Source organism: Mycobacterium sp. D16Q13 (assembly GCF_002013375.1).
Taxonomy (GTDB): domain Bacteria; phylum Actinomycetota; class Actinomycetes; order Mycobacteriales; family Mycobacteriaceae; genus Mycobacterium.
In genome coordinates, this window is the sequence record NZ_MAEW01000003.1 from 423,523 (window position 1) to 442,799 (window position 19,277).

Here is a 19,277-nt window from a genome sequence, read left to right on the forward strand (position 1 = left end):
GGACGAGCCATGAGCGCGAAGACCAACATCACAGCCCCGCGAAGCGCTCCACCACCGCTTCCTTGCTCAGCCCATAGTCGGCCAGCGAGTAGACGTGCTTGGGTGCGCGCGGGCCCTTTTGGCTCTCATCGTTCATCTTCTGCATCTCGACCAGCGCGGACGCCGACAACTCCAGTCCGAAGTGTCGGTAGATGGATTCGACAGTGCCAATCGGGTCTGAGATGAAGTCGAAGTAGTCGACATCGCAGAACTGTGCCTCGTCATACTTGGTACGCGCGGACTTGAACGACTCCAGGCCGCGGGCCCACGTGTCCAGCTGATCAGCGCCGAGAGTGGCACCCACGAAGGTCTCCGACCAGCCCGCCGTCGCATGCTCGTTGAGCGAGCAGACCGAGGCAATGATGGTCTCGGCCGGGCGATGTGTCTGGATAACCAACGCGTCCGGGTATACCTCCATGAGCGCATCGAGAGCGAAAAGATGACTCGGATTCTTGAGTACCCAACGCTTTTCGATGTCGTTGAGACCGATCAGCTGCAAGTTGGCCTTGTAACGCCGGTACGCCGGTGTCCAGTCCTGTTGAGACAGCCACTGGGCGTAGGTGGGCACGTGCGCAAGACATTCATAGGACACCGAATGCACCGACTGCCGCAACAGCTGCCAGCATTCCTCGACCTCGCTGGCCGACATGTAATGCAGGCCCATGAATTCCGGGTTCTCCACATGGTGCTTGGAGAACTGCGCCTCCAGCTGCTGGTACACGGGGTTGGTGTCCCAGGTGTCGCGGGCCGGCCGGGGCTGCGGGAAGTCGGCCAGCCACATCTCCAGCCCCTGATGCATCGGGTCGGCGTTGAGGAGGCGATGCAGCGCGGTGGTGCCGGTACGAGGCAGGCCGGTGACGAAGATGGGCCGATCGATCGCTACCTGTGCATGATCGGGATGTGCCTTGAACGCAGCCTCGCTGAGCAGCCGTGCCCCCAATGCGCCGCGCAGGAAGACCCGAGACATCTTGGAGCCCAACGGAGTCAGCCCGGCCTCGCTGTGATAGGAGTCCAGTAGCACCCCTAGCGCTTCGCGATAGTTGTCGACAGACTCGTCCCCGAAGTCATCCAGACCGATGAGCCGGGTGGCCGACTCGTGTAGGTCGTCCACGGTGCCGACGCTGGTGCGCTGCGCGTTCGATTCAGAGTTCTCGTCAAAACTCATACTGATCTCCTTGAGGCTAGGCGTGGAATTCGCCGCAGTTGACATCGAGGGCCTGGCCGGTAATGCCGCTCGCCAGGTCGGACGCGAGGAACAGCACGGCGTTTGCCACCTCGTCAGTGGTCGGCAGCCGCTTGAGATCGGAGTTCGCCGCTGTGTACTCGTAGATCTGTTCGACGGTGCCGCCGTACTTCTTGGCCTGATGTTCGAAGTAGCCCTTGAGGTTTTCACCCCACATGTAACCGGGCACAACTGAATTGACCCGAACTCCCTGCGGCCCAAGCTCTGTAGCCAGCGATTGGGACATGGCCAGCAGCGCTGCCTTGGCGATCTTGTAACTGCCATAGCGGATCTGCGAGTGCCGGATGACCATCGAATTGATGTTGACCACCGCACCGTTCGATTGGGCGAGCACTGCGGCCAATTTCTGCGTCAGCCGCAGCGTACCGACCACGGTGAGTTCGACGCTATCGCGAATATGCTGGTAGTCCGTCTTCTCCAGGGATTTCATCGACGGGATGCTGAAGGCGTTGTTGACGAGAACATCAACGCCGCCGAAGGTCTCGGTCGCGCGTTCGACAAGATTGGCGACGCTGGCCTCGTCGGTGATGTCCGTGGCCACGGTGAGGGCCCTGCGTCCGGTAGCGGTGATCTGTTCGGCCACCTCGTCGAGGCGTGATTGCGTACGTGCCGCGAGAACGACATCCGCGCCGGCCGCCGCGAACTTGGTGGCCAATGTGGCGCCGAGACCGGGGCCGATGCCGGACACGACGACAACCTTGCCGGCGAAATCAAGGAGACTCATCAGCCCAACATCCTTGCGCCGATCGCGGTCTGGCGCTCGGCGATACGGCTGCGCCAGCCCTCCGCGCTGATCTGATTCAGTGCGTAGTGCGGCAGTTTCGCGGGGACATCGCCAATCGCGACCACCTCGACCGTCGGGCCGTCGTCAGCCGTGAGCTGCCGGTCGGCGCGCTGCCACCGGAACTGAAGGTACGCACGGCGGTGCCCCAGGGTCTCAATCCAGTTGGTCACACCGGGATTGGCACTACTCACCACCATCCGGATGTTGCCGTCCGGGTCGACCTGAGCCTGGCTCGAGTTCAGCGAGGTCTGATGGTTGATGTAATCGAGCGAGATGTACCAGAGGCTTCCGAGCTGGAAACCTTGGTACGGCGCATCTGATTTGGGAACGGTGATGATCATCGCCTGATCGTCGGCCAAGTCATAGTGACCCACCGAGGAGAATTGAGTGGCCAAACCACCGGGAGTGAGCCGCGGCTCCGTCATGGTGTTGACAGGCAAGTTGTCGTAGTACCATTTGGGGAACTGCAGCCACGTCTTGACTCGGTTGACCAGCTGCTTACCCGCACTCGCATAACGCTTTTCGATCTGTTCCTTCGTCAGCGGGGCCGGCGCTGTGCCTGCCGTATCCACCCGCGCGATGGCAAGACTGCCGCGTTGCTCACGCCAGTCGCTGTACACCTCGCGCATGACCAGTTGCGCCGGCCCCGGCCCGAGGGTGAAGTAGTTGGGCCGCGACTCGCTGACCGGCCCTGGCCCAAAACGAACCTCGAAGCTACCGTCACTCTCGATGTGGATTTGGCGATCATCGAAGGCGACGGCGCTGCCGGGCACATTCTTGTCGGTGTAGTCGCCGCCGCCAAGCACCTGGAAGCTCAAATCGGTAGTGGTACCCCGCTTTCCGGTGACCACGTATTCGTGTTCACCGTTGACACGAGCACCGAAGTAGAGGGTGTCGGGGTTATCCAATCCCATCTTCGTGAACGGCCCGGTGCCGGAAAGCAGGAACGGATGATCACGGTCGGTGTGAAACGCCATATGGGTGCAGGCCGCAATCCCCTGCGCCAGATACTGGAGCCCCTCAAGCAGATCGGCTTCGGTGTCGATGTGGGGTGCCGCGACGATCAGCTCCTCGGCTTCCGCAATCGCGGACGTGAATGCCTCGCTGTACATGGCGCTCCTGACTGGTACAAATTTGTACCGCAGTGGTAGAATGCCCTCCGACAGTAGAGCGCTGCGCCCGGGTACGTCAAGAATGCCAGGAACCGCACAGCGGCACAGGAGGTTTCACGTTGGCCGAAGATCGAGGCAGGACGTCCCCACCCACCGAACGCGTCATGGCCGTACTCAACTTCATGGCGCAGCACCGCACCGAACGCTTCGGGCTCTCCGAATTGGCACGTCGCCTCGACCTCAGTAAGCCCACCTGCCTGGGCATCGTGGCCACCCTTACCGACGCCGGGTACCTCATCAGGGACGACCGCGATAAGACGTACAGCCTGGGTCCCGCGCTTATCCGCGTCGGTAGAGCAGCGCAGGAGTCGCTGCGCGCGAAACCGGCGAGCCGGGATCAATTGCTCACGCTTACGCGAGAATTCGGACATACCGCGGCCTTGTCCGCGGTAGTCAGCGATCGGGTGACCGTGCTGGAAGTAGTCAGCGACCCCGATCACCCCGTGCGGGTCGAGGTCGGCCAGAGCTATCCGTTCACTCCGCCGGTCGGCCTGATGTTCGTGCTCTGGGATACCGATGACACCATCACCTCCTGGCTGGCCAAGGACCCGACCGCGCCCGGCCGCGCGGCGGATGACCGGCTACGCAAGGTCATCGAAGAATGCCGCGCCGACGGCTATCTCGTCGAACTACTGACACCCGCCGGCCGACAGCTGTATTCACTCATGGCCGGAGTGCCCGGTGACATCCCCAACGAGTTGCGCGCCCTGCTCGGGGAGATCGTGTCGGGCATCGGCGAGCGGGTGTACCTGCGCAGCGAGAACTACACCGTCGGGTCGGGGGCAAAGGTGCGCCACCGGGTGAATGTCATGTCGGCGCCGGTCTACGACCACAACGGCAAGCAGGCAATGGTCGCGAGCCTTTACATCGGCGACGACCTCACCGACGCGGAGATCACCGCCCGGGCCAGGGCGCTCGTGCGCACCGCGGACGGAATCACCGAACACATCGGCGGCATCAAACCCGCCTGACGTCGGCCCTCTCGCCGTCCCTCACCTCCCGCCGAGTGTGCGCACCACTGCCCACACTCGGCGGTTTTGTATGTGCATCCCATTGACACCCAACGAGAACACGTTCTACTCTGGGCTGGACCGAATACGAACCGATACGGTACATATTTGGACCGAATGGAGTTGTGGAAATGCCGACATCGCCAGGTGTTCTTCGCCCAAGAGGCTCATCACCAGCCAAGTCATACGAGTTATCGCACGTGAACGCCCTGGAAGCCGAGGCGGTCTATATATTCCGCGAAGTTGCGGCAACCTTTGAAAGACCCGTCCTGCTGTTCTCCGGCGGCAAGGATTCGGTAGTCATGCTGCACGTCGCAGCCAAGGCATTCTGGCCATCCCCGCTGCCCTTCCCCGTCATGCACATCGACACCGGGCACAATTTCGACGAGGTCATCGCCTTCCGCGATGAAACCGTCAGCCGCTACAGCCTGCGTCTGGAGGTCGGCAGCGTGCAGGACGACATCGACTCCGGCGCCGTCGTCGAGGAGACCGGACCAGGCGCCACTCGTAACCGTCTGCAGACCGCGACCCTGTTGCGCAGCATCAACGAGCACCGCTTCGATGCCGTGTTCGGCGGCGCGCGCCGCGACGAGGAGAAGGCCCGCGCCAAGGAGCGGGTGTTCAGCTTCCGCGATGAATTCGGCCAGTGGGACCCCCGCGCCCAGCGCCCAGAACTCTGGAACATCTACAACGGCCGCCACCGCAAGGGTGAACACATCCGGGTGTTCCCGCTGTCGAACTGGACCGAGCTAGACATCTGGCAGTACATCGAACTCGAGAACATCACGCTACCGCCGCTGTATTACGCGCACAGGCGCAACGTGGTGGAGCGCGACGGAATGCTGTTGGCAGACACCAAGTTCCTTACTCTGCAACCAGGCGAGGAGCTTATCGAGAAGTCGGTTCGGTTCCGGACCATCGGCGATGCCACCTGCACGGGAGCCGTCGAATCCATCGCGACGACCGCCAGCGCGGTAGTGGAAGAGGTTGCCGCCACCCGCATCACCGAGCGGGGAGCCACCCGTGCCGACGATCGGATCTCCGAGGCCGGTATGGAAGACCGCAAGAAAGAAGGCTACTTCTGATGTCCGTGCATGCCATCGAAACCACCGAGCCGGCCCAGGAGCTCATCCGCATCGCCACCGCGGGCAGCGTCGACGACGGCAAGTCCACCCTCATCGGCCGCCTGCTGTACGACTCGAAGTCGATCTTCGCCGATCAGCTTGCCGCCGTGGAGGCCAGCAGCAAAGCCAAGGGCGAAACACACACCAACCTGGCACTGCTGACCGACGGCCTGCGCGCCGAACGTGAGCAGGGCATCACGATCGATGTCGCACACCGCTATTTCTCCACGCCCGTGCGTAAATTCATCATCGCCGACACACCCGGGCACGAGCAGTACACCCGCAACATGGTGACCGGCGCGTCGACCGCTGACCTGGCCATCATTCTTGTCGATGCCCGTAACGGCCTCACCCAGCAGACCCGCCGGCACGCGTTCATCACCTCACTACTCGGTGTGGAGCACGTGGTGTTGTGCATCAACAAGATGGATCTGGTCGACTGGTCACCCCAGCGATTCGACGAAATCAAAGAGGAGTTCCGCAGATTCGCCACCAAACTGGAGCTGCATGACCTCACGGTCATTCCCGTGTCGGCGTTGCTCGGCGACAACATCGTCACCCGGTCTACCAACACACCGTGGTACGAGGGCCCGCCGTTGTTGCATCATATTGAGCAGGTACATATTTCGTCGGACCGCAACCTCATCGACGCACGATTCCCCATCCAATACGTCATCCGTCCTCAGGGCGGTGCGGCGGCACCCGGTGCCGATCAGATCACCGATCTGCACGACTTCCGGGCCGTGGCCGGAACGGTCGCCAGCGGTGTGTTCAAACCCGGCGATGAGATCGTCGCGCTGCCATCTGGTTTCACCTCAACGGTGTCGGCGATCTGGGGTCCTGGCGGATCCGTTGTAGACGAGGCATTCGCCGGCAGCGCGGTGAGCGTGCAACTGGCGGACCAGCTGGACCTGGGCCGCGGCGACATGCTCTGCCGTCCCAACAACCGGCCGCTGGTCGGCGCGCAGATCGATGCCATGGTGTGCTGGTTCACGGATGTGTCCACGCTGTCCGAGGGATCGCGCTTTGTGCTGCAGCATGCCAATTCGACCGTGAAGGCGACCATCGCCGGGCTTGACTACCGGCTCGATGTGAACAGCCTGCATCGCGACCAGGAGGCAAAGGAGCTGAAACTCAACGAGATCGGACGCGTGCAGCTACGGCTGCAACGGCCGATCATGTTCGACCCCTACCGGCGCAACCGGACCACGGGCAGCTTCATCCTGGTCGACGAGGCCACCAACAACACGGTGGCGGCGGGCATGATCTCCGGCCCGACACTGCACCAATCCAAGGTGGTCTGGCACTCGTCCGCGGTTTCACGCGACGAACGCTCCACCAAGGGCGGGACGATATGGATCACCGGACTCTCCGCTTCCGGGAAGTCCACCGTAGCAGTCGAATTGGAGCGACGGCTGGTGGCGATGGGCATCCCTGCCTACCGACTCGACGGTGACAATCTGCGACACGGTCTCAACGCCGACCTCGGGTTCTCCGCCGCCGACCGCGCCGAGAACGTACGCCGTGTCGGTGCCGTCGCCCAGATTCTTGCCGACTCCGGCGTTGTCGCCGTGGCCGCGCTCATCAGTCCGTATCGGGCCGATCGGGACAAGATCCGGGCCCAGCATGAAGTGGCCGGGTTGCCGTTCGTCGAGGTGTTCGTCGACACCCCGGTCGAGATCTGCGAGCAGCGCGACCCGAAGGGCATGTACGCCAAGGCGCGCGCGGGTGAAATCAGCGATTTCACCGGCGTCAACGCACCCTACGAGGCTCCCGAGGAGGCCGAACTGGTGCTGCGCCCCGACGATCACGCGGAGGGGAACCCGGAGGAGCAGGCTGCGGCGATCCTGGACTACTGGCTGTCGGTGTAGCGCTCGGGCTCCAACTCGTTGACCACCGAGTCCACCACCGCACCCAGATCGCCGTCATGCTCTTCGGCCACACGCCGCTGGCGCTGATAGGAGCCTCCGTGGCGGTAGATCTCCTCCACGGCGGCCAGTTCCGTCTCGCATTCCAGCAGCCGTGCGATGGGTTGCAGCCGCGTCAGCAGATCGTCGAGGTCTTCGGTCACCAATCTTTCGTTACTGTCCTCGTCCAGGATGATGACCGCGTCGAGGCCATAACGCGCACTGCGCCATTTGTTTTCCTGCACATGCCAGGGCGGCATGGTGGGCAGGGATTCCCCCGCCTCCAGCTTTCGATCCAGGTCCACCACCAGGCAATGAGTCAGCGCCACCAGCGCCTCGAGTTCGGCGACATTGGAAATCCCGTCGAAGATCCGAACCTCGACCGTGCCCAGCGCCGGTGAAGGCCTGATATCCCAACGAATTTCGTTGAGCTGGTCGATAATTCCGGTCTTCATCTGATCATCGACGAAGCCCTCAAACTGCTCCCAGGTCTGAAAGTGGAACGGCAGACCGGCGGTGGGCAGCTGCTGGAACATCATGGCCCGGTTACTCGCGTACCCGGTGTCTTGCCCCTCCCACATCGGGGAGGACGCCGACAGCGCCAAAAGGTGCGGGTAGTAGTTGAGCATCGATGTGACGATGGGCATCACCTTGTGCTTGGAGGAGACACCGACATGCACGTGCACGCCCCAGATCAGCATCTGCCGCCCCCACCATTGCGTGCGGGCGATCAGCTCGTCGTACCGCGGCGCATCGGTGAGCTGTTGCGCCGACCAACGGGCGAAGGGATGTGTACCGGCGCAGAACAACTCCATACCCATCGAGCGCACGGTCGGTCGCACCGTCGCAAGGGTCGCCTGCAGGTCCTGCATCGCTTCGGCGACGGACCCGCAGATACCTGTCACCACCTCGATGGTGTTACGCAGCAGCTCCTTGTGAACGTGCGGGTTCTCACCGATCGCCGCCAGCACCGCGGAGGCTTCGTTGGTGAGGTCCCTGGTCTGGGCGTCGACGAGCGCGAACTCCCACTCCACCCCCAGCGTGGGCCGCGGTGACCCGCGAAATTCAATCGGACGGGCCACCCTACCGGCTAGCCCGCGTCGATGAGACCGCAGGCCACACGCTTGCCTGCGTCACCGGTCGACTTCGTGGTGTCATCGGGGCCCGCTGTGCCGTTGGCCTGGGTGTACCGCTCCGGCGGAATGTTGGCGAAGTTGTCCGCCTTCTCGTGAATGATGATCGCGGTGCCGTTGCCGGCGGTCAGATCGTCCTTGGTGAACGAGTCCGCCGTGGTAACCAGCTCACCGGAGCCGTCCTTGAGGATGTTCAGCGACACCAGGTCGCCGCTGGACGGATGACCGGTGTAACCGGGCACGTTGAAATGTCCGCCCGCGGACAAGAAGTCACCCGGGGTGCCGCCGGCCGGTGCGGTGGAGTTCGGGTCGCACTTCTTGAAGGAGTGAATGTGCAGTCCGTGGAACCCGGGGGTGAGCTTGCCGTTCTCCGTGGTCTTCACCGTGATGGTGGCGAAACCGTCCTGGAAAACGAACTCCGCCGTCGCCACCGGCGTGCCGTCGGCGAGCTTGAGCGTGGCATTGAGCTTTTCGCCCGACGGGATCGGCCGCTCGCCGCCTCCATGACCACCGTGCTCACCCGCGCTCGACGGCGCGGTGGAACCTGTCCACACCGGAGGCGTGGTGCCCGGCGTGGTGCTGGCCGGCTGGTCCGGGGAGCATCCACTCAGGGACAAGGCAACGGCAGCAAGGGTTCCGGCGGCGAGAACGGCGGGCTTAACCATGGGCCTCATCATGCCATCTCTCCTACAGCGCGTAGCACCCAGTGGTAGACCTGAAGTGCTGATCCGTCAGATCATTCAGATGGCGACAGCGACCACGACACCCGGCGGCTGTTCGACGAGCTCAGGTGCACGCGGCGCGGCCTGAACGCCGAGCACCTTGGCGATTTCATGGGCGGCTTCTTCTTCTCCGGCAGTCTTGCCGAAGAAGACGGTCGTCACGTTCACCTCAGGCATGGGCAGGTTGCCTACTTCGGCGACCTTCCAGCCAGCAGCCGCGACCTGATCGGCGGCACCCCGCGCCAAGTCGGGCACTGAGGTGGTGTTGTAGACACGAACCTCGGGCTTCGGGGCGGGAGGCGGTGTCGTCGACTTGGGGGCTGCGGCGGCGCTGACCGACGTGGACGTCGAGTCGGACGACGCGGACTTATCGGATCCGAGGGCGTTGAAGCCGACGAGCAGGAAGATCACGCCGAGAAACAGCAGCACCATCACCATGGCACGTAGCGGCAGGCCATGAGAATCGGGTACGCGTTCGTTCATCGTGAATCCACAATACGGTCCATGGGCGCCAGCACCTATTCAGCCGGCTACGCCGAGACCTCTATGTGACCTCAAACCCCAGGCGGCGTGCCGCGCGGGCCTTCTGACGGCTTGCGCGCAGTCGGCGGAGCCGTTTGACCAGCATCGGATCCGCTGCCAGGGCCTCTTGACGATCCACCAGGGCATTCAACACCTGGTAGTAGCGGGTGGCCGACATGCCGAACAGCTCCTTGATGGCGTCTTCCTTGGAACCCGCGTACTTCCACCACTGCCGTTCGAAGGCCAGAATGTCATGCTCGCGCCGACTCAGACCGGCCGCAATCTCGACTCCGTCCGAGCCGACGACAGGCGAGTCCTGACCAGCGTCTGCAGCCTTTGACTGCTCAGCTCGCGCCTGGGCGCCGTCCATAAAAGCTCCTGACCCAACCGGGGCGTTCGTTGTCTTGTCTGTCGATCGATCGCGTTCACTGCAACACCAAAAATTACAACACTGTGGTTCGGCGATATTTAACCACGCTCAAACCGCAACGGCGGCTAGCCAACCCCGCGCGTCGGCCGCGAATACCAAGCCGATAGCTTGCCTTCCGTGGCTATTGTTCCTATTCGCATCGTCGGCGACCCGGTGCTGCACACGCCTACCGAGCCCGTCCCGGTAGGTCCCGACGGTTCGCTGCCCGCCGATCTGCCCGAGCTGATCGCGAACATGTACGAGACCATGGACGCCGCCAATGGCGTCGGGCTCGCCGCCAACCAGATCGGGGTACCGCTGCGCCTGTTCGTCTACGACTGCGCGGACACCCGCGGTGGCGGCACCCGCCATCGCGGCGTGGTGATCAACCCCGTCCTGGAAACCTCCGCGATCCCCGAGACCATGCCCGACCCGGACGACGACGAGGAGGGCTGCCTCTCGGTGCCCGGCGAATCCTTCCCGACCGGGCGCGCGGACTGGGCACGGGTCACCGGTTTGGATGCCGACGGCAAAGAGGTCACCCTGGAGGGCAACGACCTGTTCGCCCGCATGCTGCAGCATGAGACCGGGCATCTGGACGGCTTCCTCTATATAGACACGCTGATCGGGCGGAATGCCAGGGCGGCCAAGCGCGCGGTCAAGTCCAACGGTTGGGGTGTGCCCGGATTGAGTTGGACGCCAGGACAAGTCGCCGATCCGTTCGGGCATTAGGACGGCACTGCACCGTGTCCCTGCCCGAACTCGGAGCACGGGTAGCGATCCGCAGCCGGCGCCCGGCTGGTTCGGTACCCCCCTTCACCGACACCGTCGGTGAGCTGGTGGCGACCGATCCCGCGGTGCGGATACTTCATAAATCCGGTGCGGTGGTGGATATTTCACTCGCCGACATCGTCTCGGTACGCGTGCTGCCACCGGTTCCGGCGCTGAATCGGGACATCAGGTCGGTGCAGCGGGCCGCGGCCTTAGCGTGGCCGGGGATCGAGCATGATTGGGTGGACGGGTGGTTCGTCAGAGCCTCGAGCGGGCACACACATCGCGGTAACTCCGCTGTACCACTGGAGCATTCGGCTTCACCGCGCTCGCTCGGCGAGGTGGCCGCGTGGTACTCCGAACACCGGCTGCCCACCCTGTTGTGCCTGCCCGACCGGTTGATCCACCCGCCAGGCGAGCTGGCCACAAGCGGCGAGACCGTGGTGATGGTGCGCGATCTCGGCGAGGCCCGTGCGGCACCCCTTCCCCCGGAGCCATCCTCGAGTTGGCTTGCCCTGCATGGAGATAACCACCCCAAGGCGACACAGGTGCTGACGGCGGTGGTCGACGGGATACTGGGCTTCGCGTCCGTCGCCGAAAACGGTCCCGCGGTCGCCATCGCACGGGGCGCCGTCACCGAGGGCTGGCTCGGCATCTCCGCGGTGCGGGTGGCCGAGACCCATCGACGTCGCGGACTGGCTCGGCAGGTGTGTGACCTCCTGCTGGGCTGGGGCGCCGCACAGGGAGCCCGTCGTGCGTACGTCCAGGTCCGCGCGGAGAATGCCGCGGCGTTGGCGCTGTATCCAACCCTGGGCTTTACCGAGCAGCATCGGTACCGGTATGCGCATATCGAGCCTGTCAGCATCGAAAAGTAGGGTGACGTCATGCGATTGGCCACCTGGAATGTGAACTCGATCCGTGCCCGTGCCGACAGGGTGATCTCCTGGCTGGAACGCTCCGGCACCGACGTGCTCGCCATGCAGGAGACCAAGTGCTCCGACAAGCAGTTCCCCATGCAGGCGTTCACCGACGCCGGGTACGAGGTGGCACACGTGGGGCTCAGCCAGTGGAATGGCGTCGCCATCGCCTCCCGGGTTGGGCTGGAGGACGTGACCGTTGGGTTCGAGGGGCAGCCCGGGTGGGCGTCTGGTGAGGATGTCGAGGAGGCCGCCGAGGCCCGCGCACTCGGCGCCACCTGTAACGGGGTGCGGGTGTGGAGCCTGTATGTCCCGAACGGCCGGACGCTGCAGGATCCGCACTACCAGTACAAGCTGCGGTGGCTCTCGGCTCTGCGCGACGAGGCCGCCGGCTGGCTCGCCGCCGATCCCGCGGCACAGGTCGCGCTGGTCGGCGACTGGAACATCGCGCCCACCGACGACGACATCTGGAGCGTCGAGGCCTACCAGGGCAGCACCCATGTGTCCGAACCCGAACGCACCGCGTTCACCGCGATGAACGACGCCGGATACGCCGATGTGGTGCGGCCGTTCACCCCCGGTCCGGGCGTCTACACGTACTGGGATTACACGCAGCTGAGCTTCCCCAAGAAGCGCGGAATGCGCATCGACTTCGTCCTCGGCTCACCGGAGTTCGCCAAGCGAGTGGGTGATGCTCACATCGACCGCGAGGAACGTAAGGGCAAGGGCGCGAGCGACCACGCACCCGTCGTCGTCGACCTGGACTGACACCGGCGGCCAACGAGGCGAGCGCCGCGACCGCCCCCGCTCATCCAGCGCATCCATACCTGTTGCTGCACAACATCTTCCCTGAGGCCATCTACACACGCGCGACGCTGGCGAGCTAGCGATAATGATGGTGTTACTGTCGTTCTGCGGGGCCCCGGAGTCGGCCGAAATCCTCTGAAACCGACGCCGCTAGATCGAGGTAGGCGTCCATAGTCTGCTGTCGGAGCAGCCCGAAATCGATATCGGCGCCCTCGGAGAGATGCGGATCGAATGGAATCGTGTGCACCGATCGGCACCGCGACTCGAAGTGCTCGTAAAGCTTGTCGATCTTCAAGTTCGCCGACCCTGGACGCGATGTGCTGAGCACCACGCGCGCGCCCCGCACCAACCCCGAATAGCCATGCTGCATCAGCCAGTCCAACGTTGCCGATGCGCTCCGGGCAGCATCCATCGCGGGCGCACTGACTAACACGATGGTGTGCGCCAGGTCGAGGACTCCCGCCATCGCCGAATGCATGATGCCGGTGCCGCAATCGGTCAGGATGATGTTGTAGTAGTGCCGCAGAATATCGACGGTGCGCCGATAGTCGCCCTCACTGAACACCTCCGATACCGCTGGCTCCTGTTCGCTTGCCAGAATTTCCAGCCGACTGGTTGCCATCAGCGTGTGGTTGCGAACATCGGCGTAACTGTGAAGATTGGGGTCCGACAACAGGTCGCGCACAGTTGATTGTGTCGACTCGTCGCGGACTCGTTCTGCCAGAGTGCCGCGGTCGGGGTTGGCGTCGACAGCGATAACACGATCATGTCGCACCATGGCGAGTGCCGACCCCAGCCCAAGCGTGGTCGTGGTCTTGCCAACCCCGCCCTTGATGGACAGCACGGCGATACGGAAGTCGCCGACGATCGGCTGCCGGATCTGCTCCTCGAGTTCCTGCCGTAGACGATCCCTACGGGACAGACCAGGGTTGACGTGGCCACCTGTCGCCATACGCACCCTGCGTCGCCAGCCGGATTGGGGTGCGTTCGGATGCTGCCCCGTCAGCTCAGCTTCCTCTAGTGGCGTGGGCACTCGAAAGGCTTGCGGGGGGCGATAATTCGCCGGAGGCGCCGCCCGGTGTGCCTGCGGCGGAGGTCCCGGCGGCCCGGGATGACCGGCATCCGGACTCGGTTGATTGGCCACCCAACCCGGTGGAGGAGGTGGAGGCTGCGGGGGACGCCATCCCGGTGGCGGAGGCTGCGGGGGACGCCAACCCGGCGGCGGAGGTGGTAGTCGTTGCCTCCACCCCGGCGGCAGTGGAGGTGGGGGCAATCGCGGGTCCGGCATCGGCGGCTGCGGTGCATCGCGCACTACCGCGTCCGGGGATTCGTTCAACGGCTCCGCGGGCGGCTTTTGCGGTGCAGGCTTATCCGCGTGGTCGCGCTTCTCGTGGTCGCGGCGCAACCGAGGGAATGGGCCATCGTCATCGTACGAAGACGGTTTATGGGGCCCGAAACGCTCGAACTCCACTGATGTGGCCGCTCCCGGCAATTGCCAGGGCGGCAGCGCCAGCCTCCGGGTAGGCGGGCGCTGCGACTGAACGTCCTCGTCGTCAGCGTCATGGGAGTCTTCGTCGATATGTTCCGAGTAGCCCTGGGGGGTCCCGTGATGTTCCGAGAGGCCCTGGGCAACTGCGTCCGACCCTGTTGCGCTGTTGGCGTCGGCCTCGGACGGGTCGTCCGACTCGACATCGCCACTGTCTAAATCGCGGGGCGCCGGGAGATCCCGGGCCTCGCCCAACTCCGTTGGACCGCCGAGTGATAAGTCCGGCGCGGGTTCATCGTCCTGCTCGGGCTCCGAAACGGGAGCTGGAGCCTGCTCCGTTGAGTCCGATTCAGACGCAGCGGGCTGAGACCGCTTCGCCTCCATAGCCGCAAGGAGCGCGGCCGCGCGTTGATCGACTTCATCGATAGCAGGAACGTCGCCGGATGGTTCCACCTTTGGCACATCGGAGTCCGCCGCCTGGGTCGGCTGCTCGTCCAGCTGGCTCAAACCATCGGCCTCGGTTGCGGGCTCGGCGATGCTGTCCGCAGCGGACTCCCGAGCCCTCGCAACAGCGTCAAGGAGCGCTGCCGCGCGCATTTCGACCTCATCGAGTTCGGGGGCATCCGTCGATGACTCACTCTCAGCCGCAACAGGTTCTGGCTCAGGCGATTCCAGCTCCGCAAACGGGGCGGGCACATCCCACGCCGAGAGAACGTCCTCCACAGGAGCAGGAGCCACCTCGACCACCGACGAAACCTCCGGAACCCCAGGCTCCCAAGACATATCGACCCGCTCCGGCTCAGGCTCCACAACCGCATCGTCGGTCTGCGCTGAATCCACCTCGGCCGCACCCGGACGATCCTCGACCACGTCGTCCCCGATGCCGGATATCTCGATGTCGTCAACGCGCTCAAGCGCCGGTGACGTGGCCGCCGACTCCGATACCTCACCCCAGGCCGGAATCTTTATCTCCCAAGGCGTATCGACCTGCTCCGGCACCACAGGCTCAGACACCGGAGGAACCACCATCGCATCGTCCTCACCGCCCAATATCTCGATGTCGTCAGCTCGGTCAAGCGCCGATGACGACACCGCCGACTCCGACACCTCGCTCCAGGCCGGAACCTTCATCTCCCAAGGCATATCGACCGGCTCCGACACCGGCTCAGGCGCAGACGCAGACGCAGATACCGAGGGAACCGCGACCGAGTCATCAGTCTGCGCGTGCACGGGCGGACTCACCGGTTCATCAACGTCGGTAGGCGCCATCACTCCGTCCGCCTCAACGTCCTCCACGGTCGTCGTTTCTGGAACAGCGGCCGCCGACGCTTTGACCACCCGATCATCGTCCTCGTCGAGGTCGACGACTTGGGGAGCCTCGCGATCACGGCCAGGCTCGCGTTGATCTTTCTTCTTACTGCCGAGCCCCGACAGTGACCAACGCCGCTCTTTCTCCGGTGGCGGCAGCCATGGGGGACGCGCGATGGATCCCTCGCCCGGCTCCGCCGTGGGCTTGTTCTTAGCCAACGCCCCCCCTTCCAGGTACTGATACCACTCCTAAACCTATGGTAGTGGTGGCCGACGGGCACTCCCAATTCGAGATTGCTACGCCCGCTATCGGTCAGGCAAGACCACGTTTGAGTTAGCCTAAACACAGTGGCCCCATATGCCGGGCCGGGCGATGTAGGAGGGCCATGTCCTATCCGTCGGGAAACCAGGGGTACTACACCGCCGCATATAGCGACAGCTTCGGCACTGACCACAAGCGGCTGTTGCCTCGCTACATGGCGCTGGCGGTTCTCGTGCTCGGAGCCGCGTCATATCTACTGAGTTTCGGCCCAATGCCCGAAGGACATCCTGGCGCGTGGGGCGTGCGGTTTGCGGTGCTTGCAGCCTTATTATCGGGCTTCGGGCTGATTCCGCGTCAGGATTCAAACCACAAGGTGATCGCCGTACTGACGGTGGCCGGGTTCCTCGACGCACTGGCGGCGCTGATCAGCACCACAAACAGTGGCTGGGCCCTGACGGTGATCGTCGTGATCAACGGGCTGCAGTCCGTGGCGGCCATCGGCGCGCTGCTGCAGGCACATCCGGCTGGCGAGACGGAACAAGGCTCGCAGGAGGCCTACTCCGAATACTGGGCGCAGATGGCGCAGTACTACAACCAGTACCCGGACCAGCATTCCCAGCCCACCGAGACAGCGGAGCCATTGCAGAGAGAAGCACACGGGCAAGCTGCAGCACGTGCTGTGCAGCACGCTGCCGACCAGTCGGCCAGCTACTCCGACTACGTCGATAATCAGAATCCTCGGGGGGCGACTGTCGATCGCTATGCGCCCCAGACCTCCCAGCCAGCGCAGACGGGGCTGCCAAGCTTCGCCCGGGCGCCGGGTCAGGCTCCGGTCCAGCAGTACGGAACACAAGGTCAACATGACCCCGGCCCCTCTGCGACCCGGTAAATCTGCACGATGCGCAGGTTTGCGCGCCGAGTTTTGAGTTACCTGCTACTCTCGTGCTAGTTAGGGCCTTCAAGGGGGAGGACAACGTGAACGCTCCTCATCCGGCGAACGCTCATCAGTGCGGTCGGAGTTCAGCAGTACACATTGGAAGCAAAGGAAGGACACCATGGAAACCACCGGTAACGAGCTCGACAATGACAGTGGCCTGGCAGTAAGCCCGGCCGAAGCGATGGCCGCTTTCCAGACGGCCCGCCAGCACGGTGAGAATGCACACCGCATTTTCCAGGGCATCGAGGATGAGCAGCGCGCGATGGCAGCCAACTGGGGCGGCAACAGCCACGGCACGTACATGAACGCATCGGCGTCATACAACGATGAGGCCTCTGAGATCACCAAGGGCCTGTTCAACTTCATCACGGTCAGCGAAGAGGGCGTCAAGCAGCTCCAGTCCTCCGACGACGTTTAACCCACCCAGACCACAACGGATTAAGCAAGGAGACGAACATGTCCGACTCAATTCAGTACGGCAAGGCTGCTTATGGCAACCTTGATGAGCTCGCCAGCCACGCCACCAAGCTCGACGCTGCGACCCAGGAACTGCGCGACGCGTTCCGTACGCTGTACAGCGTCTTTGCTGGTCAGGGTGCGGCCGCGGTCGCCGAGGTCGAGACTGCGGTGGGCCTGAACCTGCAGGACTGGATCGCTCGCCACAGCCAGCAGACCCAGAATGCCGTCGATCAGCACGACGCAATGCATGCCCAGGATGCTTCCGTCCGCGACGCCGTGGCCGGAAGCTACGGCGGCGGTCGTGGCCTCTAACGGTTAGAGCACAACGGAACTGCCCGCCTCGTTCTACGGGGCGGGCAGTTTTGTCGTCGGGGGCAGAGCGAAAGCCGCTTCGCAGCAGTGCTTCAAAAGCCGCCTCCCACAACGGAACCTAAGTGATCTCGTCTCCGGCACCCGGAGTTCGATCGCGTGAACTCACAGGGGTGCGCGCTAGGATGCAGCCGGGACCACGGCAGCCAGGGCTTGCAGACCAAAACGGAGGAACCAGCAAATGACCGAGTCGAGGTCCCCGGGCCCCGCAGTCGGCACGGCGTTGATGAGCGCGATCCACACCGACGCCACCGATGCCGGTCTCGGCGCCCACGCCGGCGGCTACCTGTGGCGCCAATCGTGGTTTTCAGTGCCGTTCGCAGGTTTTTTCGGACTGCTGGGCCTGTACCTGGCTATGACGCCAGGCGCGCACCTCATCGGCGTGATCTTTTTAGTCCCCGCGCTGCTGGGACTGGTGTCGTTCGTGCGGGGCCGCATCCGGATGGCCAAAGGGGATCGCCGGCTGGACCTGTTCGAGCGCGGCGCCATCGTGACCAATCGCGCGCAGGACATCGCGGTGTTCCGGTACGCCACCGCGCGGGTGACACGGGACATCGTCCGACAAACCAGCTCGATCGGCAGCGCCATGGAGTACAGCTACACCCTCAGAGAACCGGGCGGCCCGAAGGTATCCGCCAACGGCGGAACACGGCTGCACAGCGGTTTTGATGGTCCCACCGAATGGGGTCCCGCCATTGTCAGCGGAATCGCCAACACCCAGCTACCCGCTGCGCGTCAGGCGATCGCGGCCGGAAACCGTCTCAATTTCGGCCCGGTGTGGATCAGCGCAACGGAGGTGGGTAACACTCTCCACACCTGGCGGTGGCCGGAAATCGCCACAATCTGGATCAACAACTACGTCAACAAGGGTCACGTCGAGCTGTTCTTACGGGTGAAACCCAAAAAGGCGGTGATGGTCGAGGCGGCAAAGCGTGTCGAGAACCTAGCCATATTTATGACTCTGGCCGACGAACTCATCGCGTGCGGATAAGCACGCGCATACACCGTCTGCCAGCCCGCTGATGCGGCCGAACTTCTTCGACAATCACGCGGGCATCTCTTCCGAGAACCCTCGTTCGATCAGTTGCTGGTATCGAGGGTGGTGTTCATCGGGTCAGGCCGGTAGAGCTGCACAACGTCAGTGGCTCCGGAAGCCAGCTAGTTGGTCAGGCCGAGATCGGAACGACCGATGATCACCCAGTCGTCATTGTCATTAACAATATGAATACCCTCCAGGGCCGGAGTACTCGCAATCATGCCGACGATGGCCCGCCAATCCATCTCGCCATAGACATAACCGGGCCGACTCCGGCTCGTATAGGCCTGCACGAGGTTGTCGACGCCACCAGCTGAGGAGGTGACCAGCGTCGGCTGTCCGGATCTCGCCGATTCCGGAGTCAGACGTACGAACAGCTGTGTTTCGCTGAGCTGGGATTCGAGTGAGGTGAACGGTTGTGCCTGCGGTTCGTTCGCAATTTTCGCGATCCGCGCGTCGAGTGTCGTCGCCGACTCGGGCGGCAAAATACCCAGGATGACCGCGATCTGGCTCTTGCGGATCGGTACGCGGCTTCCGGCATCATTCTTGATGATCACCCACTGCACCGGCGGAATTTCTGCGGCCAGTTCCAAAACCTGGCGCCACGGCGCTCCGGCATACTCTTTCCATAGTTCAGGATTGGCTCTAGAGGTAAAGACTTCCAGGGCATGGGTGCCGTCGGCCAGCTCGAGCAACGGCGTCTTGATCTGCGGTTGTCCGTCGACCTCTTCGACATCCAATGAGTAGAAGATCTCGTGTTCGTTGAGGGCAATCACGAGATCGCTGACCAACGCCGCATCCTGCTGCCCCGCGGCCCGGGTAACGAGGTCTTCAATCTCTGCTGCGGTACGCACGTCAAT

19 protein-coding genes are annotated in these 19,277 nt (G+C 63.6%); 10 read left to right on the plus strand and 9 right to left on the minus strand.

Annotation, left to right across the window (positions count from 1 at the left end):
• Positions 1-28: 28 nt before the first annotated feature.
• From B4400_RS04780 to B4400_RS04790, 3 genes are read right to left on the minus strand one after another with little or no spacing between them, the layout of a single operon-like run.
• A complete protein-coding gene (locus B4400_RS04780) occupies positions 29-1,204 on the minus strand; it encodes a sulfotransferase family protein (protein WP_078307872.1) in 1,176 nt (391 codons plus the stop codon).
• 16 nt (positions 1,205-1,220) lie between these two features.
• Positions 1,221-2,006: an SDR family oxidoreductase gene (locus B4400_RS04785; protein ID WP_078307869.1), complete on the minus strand. Its 786-nt coding sequence runs from the start codon at positions 2,004-2,006 to the stop codon at positions 1,221-1,223.
• A complete protein-coding gene (locus tag B4400_RS04790; RefSeq protein WP_078307866.1) occupies positions 2,006-3,178 on the minus strand; it encodes a DUF1214 domain-containing protein in 1,173 nt (390 codons plus the stop codon). The genes B4400_RS04785 and B4400_RS04790 overlap by 1 nt, the downstream gene beginning before the upstream one ends.
• A gap of 119 nt (positions 3,179-3,297) precedes the next feature.
• Between B4400_RS04790 and B4400_RS04795 the strand changes: the two genes are divergently transcribed.
• From B4400_RS04795 to cysC, 3 genes are all read left to right on the plus strand, one after another.
• Positions 3,298-4,209, plus strand: coding sequence for a helix-turn-helix domain-containing protein (locus B4400_RS04795; RefSeq protein WP_078307864.1), 912 nt, complete (start codon positions 3,298-3,300; stop codon positions 4,207-4,209).
• 170 nt (positions 4,210-4,379) lie between these two features.
• Positions 4,380-5,333 (plus strand): sulfate adenylyltransferase subunit CysD, encoded by a 954-nt coding sequence (gene cysD / locus B4400_RS04800; RefSeq protein WP_078307861.1) that lies wholly within the window; start codon positions 4,380-4,382, stop codon positions 5,331-5,333.
• Positions 5,333-7,243, plus strand: coding sequence for an adenylyl-sulfate kinase (gene cysC, locus B4400_RS04805; RefSeq protein WP_078307858.1), 1,911 nt, complete (start codon positions 5,333-5,335; stop codon positions 7,241-7,243). Before cysD ends, cysC begins: the two co-directional genes overlap by 1 nt.
• Here cysC and B4400_RS04810 read toward each other — a convergent pair.
• The 4 genes from B4400_RS04810 to napA form a co-directional block, all read right to left on the minus strand.
• Complete coding sequence (locus B4400_RS04810; protein WP_078307856.1) at positions 7,225-8,361, minus strand: glutamate--cysteine ligase; 1,137 nt, start codon at positions 8,359-8,361, stop codon at positions 7,225-7,227. The two genes, cysC and B4400_RS04810, sit on opposite strands and share 19 nt — an antisense overlap.
• Before the next feature lie 8 nt (positions 8,362-8,369).
• Positions 8,370-9,089 carry a superoxide dismutase[Cu-Zn] gene (gene sodC / locus B4400_RS04815; RefSeq protein ID WP_078307853.1) on the minus strand — a complete coding sequence of 240 codons (720 nt, stop codon included), beginning with the start codon at positions 9,087-9,089 and terminating at the stop codon, positions 8,370-8,372.
• A 63-nt stretch (positions 9,090-9,152) separates the two neighbouring features.
• Positions 9,153-9,617 carry a LytR C-terminal domain-containing protein gene (locus B4400_RS04820; protein ID WP_078290226.1) on the minus strand — a complete coding sequence of 155 codons (465 nt, stop codon included), beginning with the start codon at positions 9,615-9,617 and terminating at the stop codon, positions 9,153-9,155.
• A gap of 61 nt (positions 9,618-9,678) precedes the next feature.
• Positions 9,679-10,026 (minus strand): nucleoid-associated protein NapA, encoded by a 348-nt coding sequence (gene napA / locus B4400_RS04825; protein WP_078290225.1) that lies wholly within the window; start codon positions 10,024-10,026, stop codon positions 9,679-9,681.
• Between the two features lie 177 nt (positions 10,027-10,203).
• Here napA and B4400_RS04830 point away from each other — a divergent pair, with 177 nt between their 5' ends.
• From B4400_RS04830 to B4400_RS04840, 3 genes are read left to right on the plus strand one after another with little or no spacing between them, the layout of a single operon-like run.
• Positions 10,204-10,797, plus strand: a complete 594-nt coding sequence (locus B4400_RS04830; RefSeq protein WP_078307850.1) for a peptide deformylase — start codon at positions 10,204-10,206, stop codon at positions 10,795-10,797.
• 14 nt (positions 10,798-10,811) lie between these two features.
• Positions 10,812-11,711, plus strand: a complete 900-nt coding sequence (locus tag B4400_RS04835) for an N-acetylglutamate synthase, CG3035 family (RefSeq protein WP_078307847.1) — start codon at positions 10,812-10,814, stop codon at positions 11,709-11,711.
• A gap of 9 nt (positions 11,712-11,720) precedes the next feature.
• A complete protein-coding gene (locus B4400_RS04840) occupies positions 11,721-12,521 on the plus strand; it encodes an exodeoxyribonuclease III (RefSeq protein ID WP_078307844.1) in 801 nt (266 codons plus the stop codon).
• Positions 12,522-12,654: 133 nt separating this feature from the next.
• On the opposite strand, the gene B4400_RS04845 is transcribed toward B4400_RS04840, so the two are convergent.
• Positions 12,655-15,315 carry a MinD/ParA family ATP-binding protein gene (locus tag B4400_RS04845; RefSeq protein ID WP_502688382.1) on the minus strand — a complete coding sequence of 887 codons (2,661 nt, stop codon included), beginning with the start codon at positions 15,313-15,315 and terminating at the stop codon, positions 12,655-12,657.
• A gap of 425 nt (positions 15,316-15,740) precedes the next feature.
• Between B4400_RS04845 and B4400_RS04850 the strand changes: the two genes are divergently transcribed.
• The 4 genes from B4400_RS04850 (at position 15,741) to B4400_RS04865 (ending at position 18,372) form a co-directional block, all read left to right on the plus strand.
• Complete coding sequence (locus B4400_RS04850) at positions 15,741-16,505, plus strand: DUF5336 domain-containing protein (RefSeq protein WP_078307819.1); 765 nt, start codon at positions 15,741-15,743, stop codon at positions 16,503-16,505.
• A gap of 166 nt (positions 16,506-16,671) precedes the next feature.
• Positions 16,672-16,971 (plus strand): hypothetical protein, encoded by a 300-nt coding sequence (locus B4400_RS04855; protein ID WP_078307817.1) that lies wholly within the window; start codon positions 16,672-16,674, stop codon positions 16,969-16,971.
• A 38-nt stretch (positions 16,972-17,009) separates the two neighbouring features.
• On the plus strand, positions 17,010-17,324 hold the full coding sequence (locus B4400_RS04860; RefSeq protein ID WP_052616297.1) for a hypothetical protein: 315 nt from the start codon (positions 17,010-17,012) through the stop codon (positions 17,322-17,324).
• A gap of 238 nt (positions 17,325-17,562) precedes the next feature.
• Complete coding sequence (locus B4400_RS04865) at positions 17,563-18,372, plus strand: DUF6585 family protein (protein WP_078307816.1); 810 nt, start codon at positions 17,563-17,565, stop codon at positions 18,370-18,372.
• Between the two features lie 167 nt (positions 18,373-18,539).
• Here the strand turns inward: B4400_RS04865 and B4400_RS04870 are convergent, their stop codons facing one another.
• Complete coding sequence (locus B4400_RS04870) at positions 18,540-19,271, minus strand: hypothetical protein (protein WP_078307814.1); 732 nt, start codon at positions 19,269-19,271, stop codon at positions 18,540-18,542.
• Positions 19,272-19,277: the final 6 nt, after the last annotated feature.

Excerpts from the sequence above, each read along its gene's own strand:
- B4400_RS04780 (WP_078307872.1), bottom strand. The coding sequence starts at position 1,204 with ATGAGTTTTGACGAGAACTCTGAATCGAACGCGCAGCGCACCAGCGTC.
- B4400_RS04820 (WP_078290226.1), bottom strand. The coding sequence starts at position 9,617 with ATGAACGAACGCGTACCCGATTCTCATGGCCTGCCGCTACGTGCCATG.
- B4400_RS04845 (WP_502688382.1), bottom strand. The coding sequence starts at position 15,315 with ATGGCGCCTACCGACGTTGATGAACCGGTGAGTCCGCCCGTGCACGCG.
- B4400_RS04865 (WP_078307816.1), top strand. The coding sequence starts at position 17,563 with ATGACCGAGTCGAGGTCCCCGGGCCCCGCAGTCGGCACGGCGTTGATG.
- B4400_RS04840 (WP_078307844.1), top strand. The coding sequence starts at position 11,721 with ATGCGATTGGCCACCTGGAATGTGAACTCGATCCGTGCCCGTGCCGAC.
- sodC (WP_078307853.1), bottom strand. The coding sequence starts at position 9,089 with ATGATGAGGCCCATGGTTAAGCCCGCCGTTCTCGCCGCCGGAACCCTT.
- B4400_RS04860 (WP_052616297.1), top strand. The coding sequence starts at position 17,010 with ATGTCCGACTCAATTCAGTACGGCAAGGCTGCTTATGGCAACCTTGAT.
- B4400_RS04790 (WP_078307866.1), bottom strand. The coding sequence starts at position 3,178 with ATGTACAGCGAGGCATTCACGTCCGCGATTGCGGAAGCCGAGGAGCTG.
- napA (WP_078290225.1), bottom strand. The coding sequence starts at position 10,026 with ATGGACGGCGCCCAGGCGCGAGCTGAGCAGTCAAAGGCTGCAGACGCT.
- B4400_RS04850 (WP_078307819.1), top strand. The coding sequence starts at position 15,741 with ATGTCCTATCCGTCGGGAAACCAGGGGTACTACACCGCCGCATATAGC.
- cysD (WP_078307861.1), top strand. The coding sequence starts at position 4,380 with ATGCCGACATCGCCAGGTGTTCTTCGCCCAAGAGGCTCATCACCAGCC.
- cysC (WP_078307858.1), top strand. The coding sequence starts at position 5,333 with ATGTCCGTGCATGCCATCGAAACCACCGAGCCGGCCCAGGAGCTCATC.
- B4400_RS04785 (WP_078307869.1), bottom strand. The coding sequence starts at position 2,006 with ATGAGTCTCCTTGATTTCGCCGGCAAGGTTGTCGTCGTGTCCGGCATC.
- B4400_RS04855 (WP_078307817.1), top strand. The coding sequence starts at position 16,672 with ATGGAAACCACCGGTAACGAGCTCGACAATGACAGTGGCCTGGCAGTA.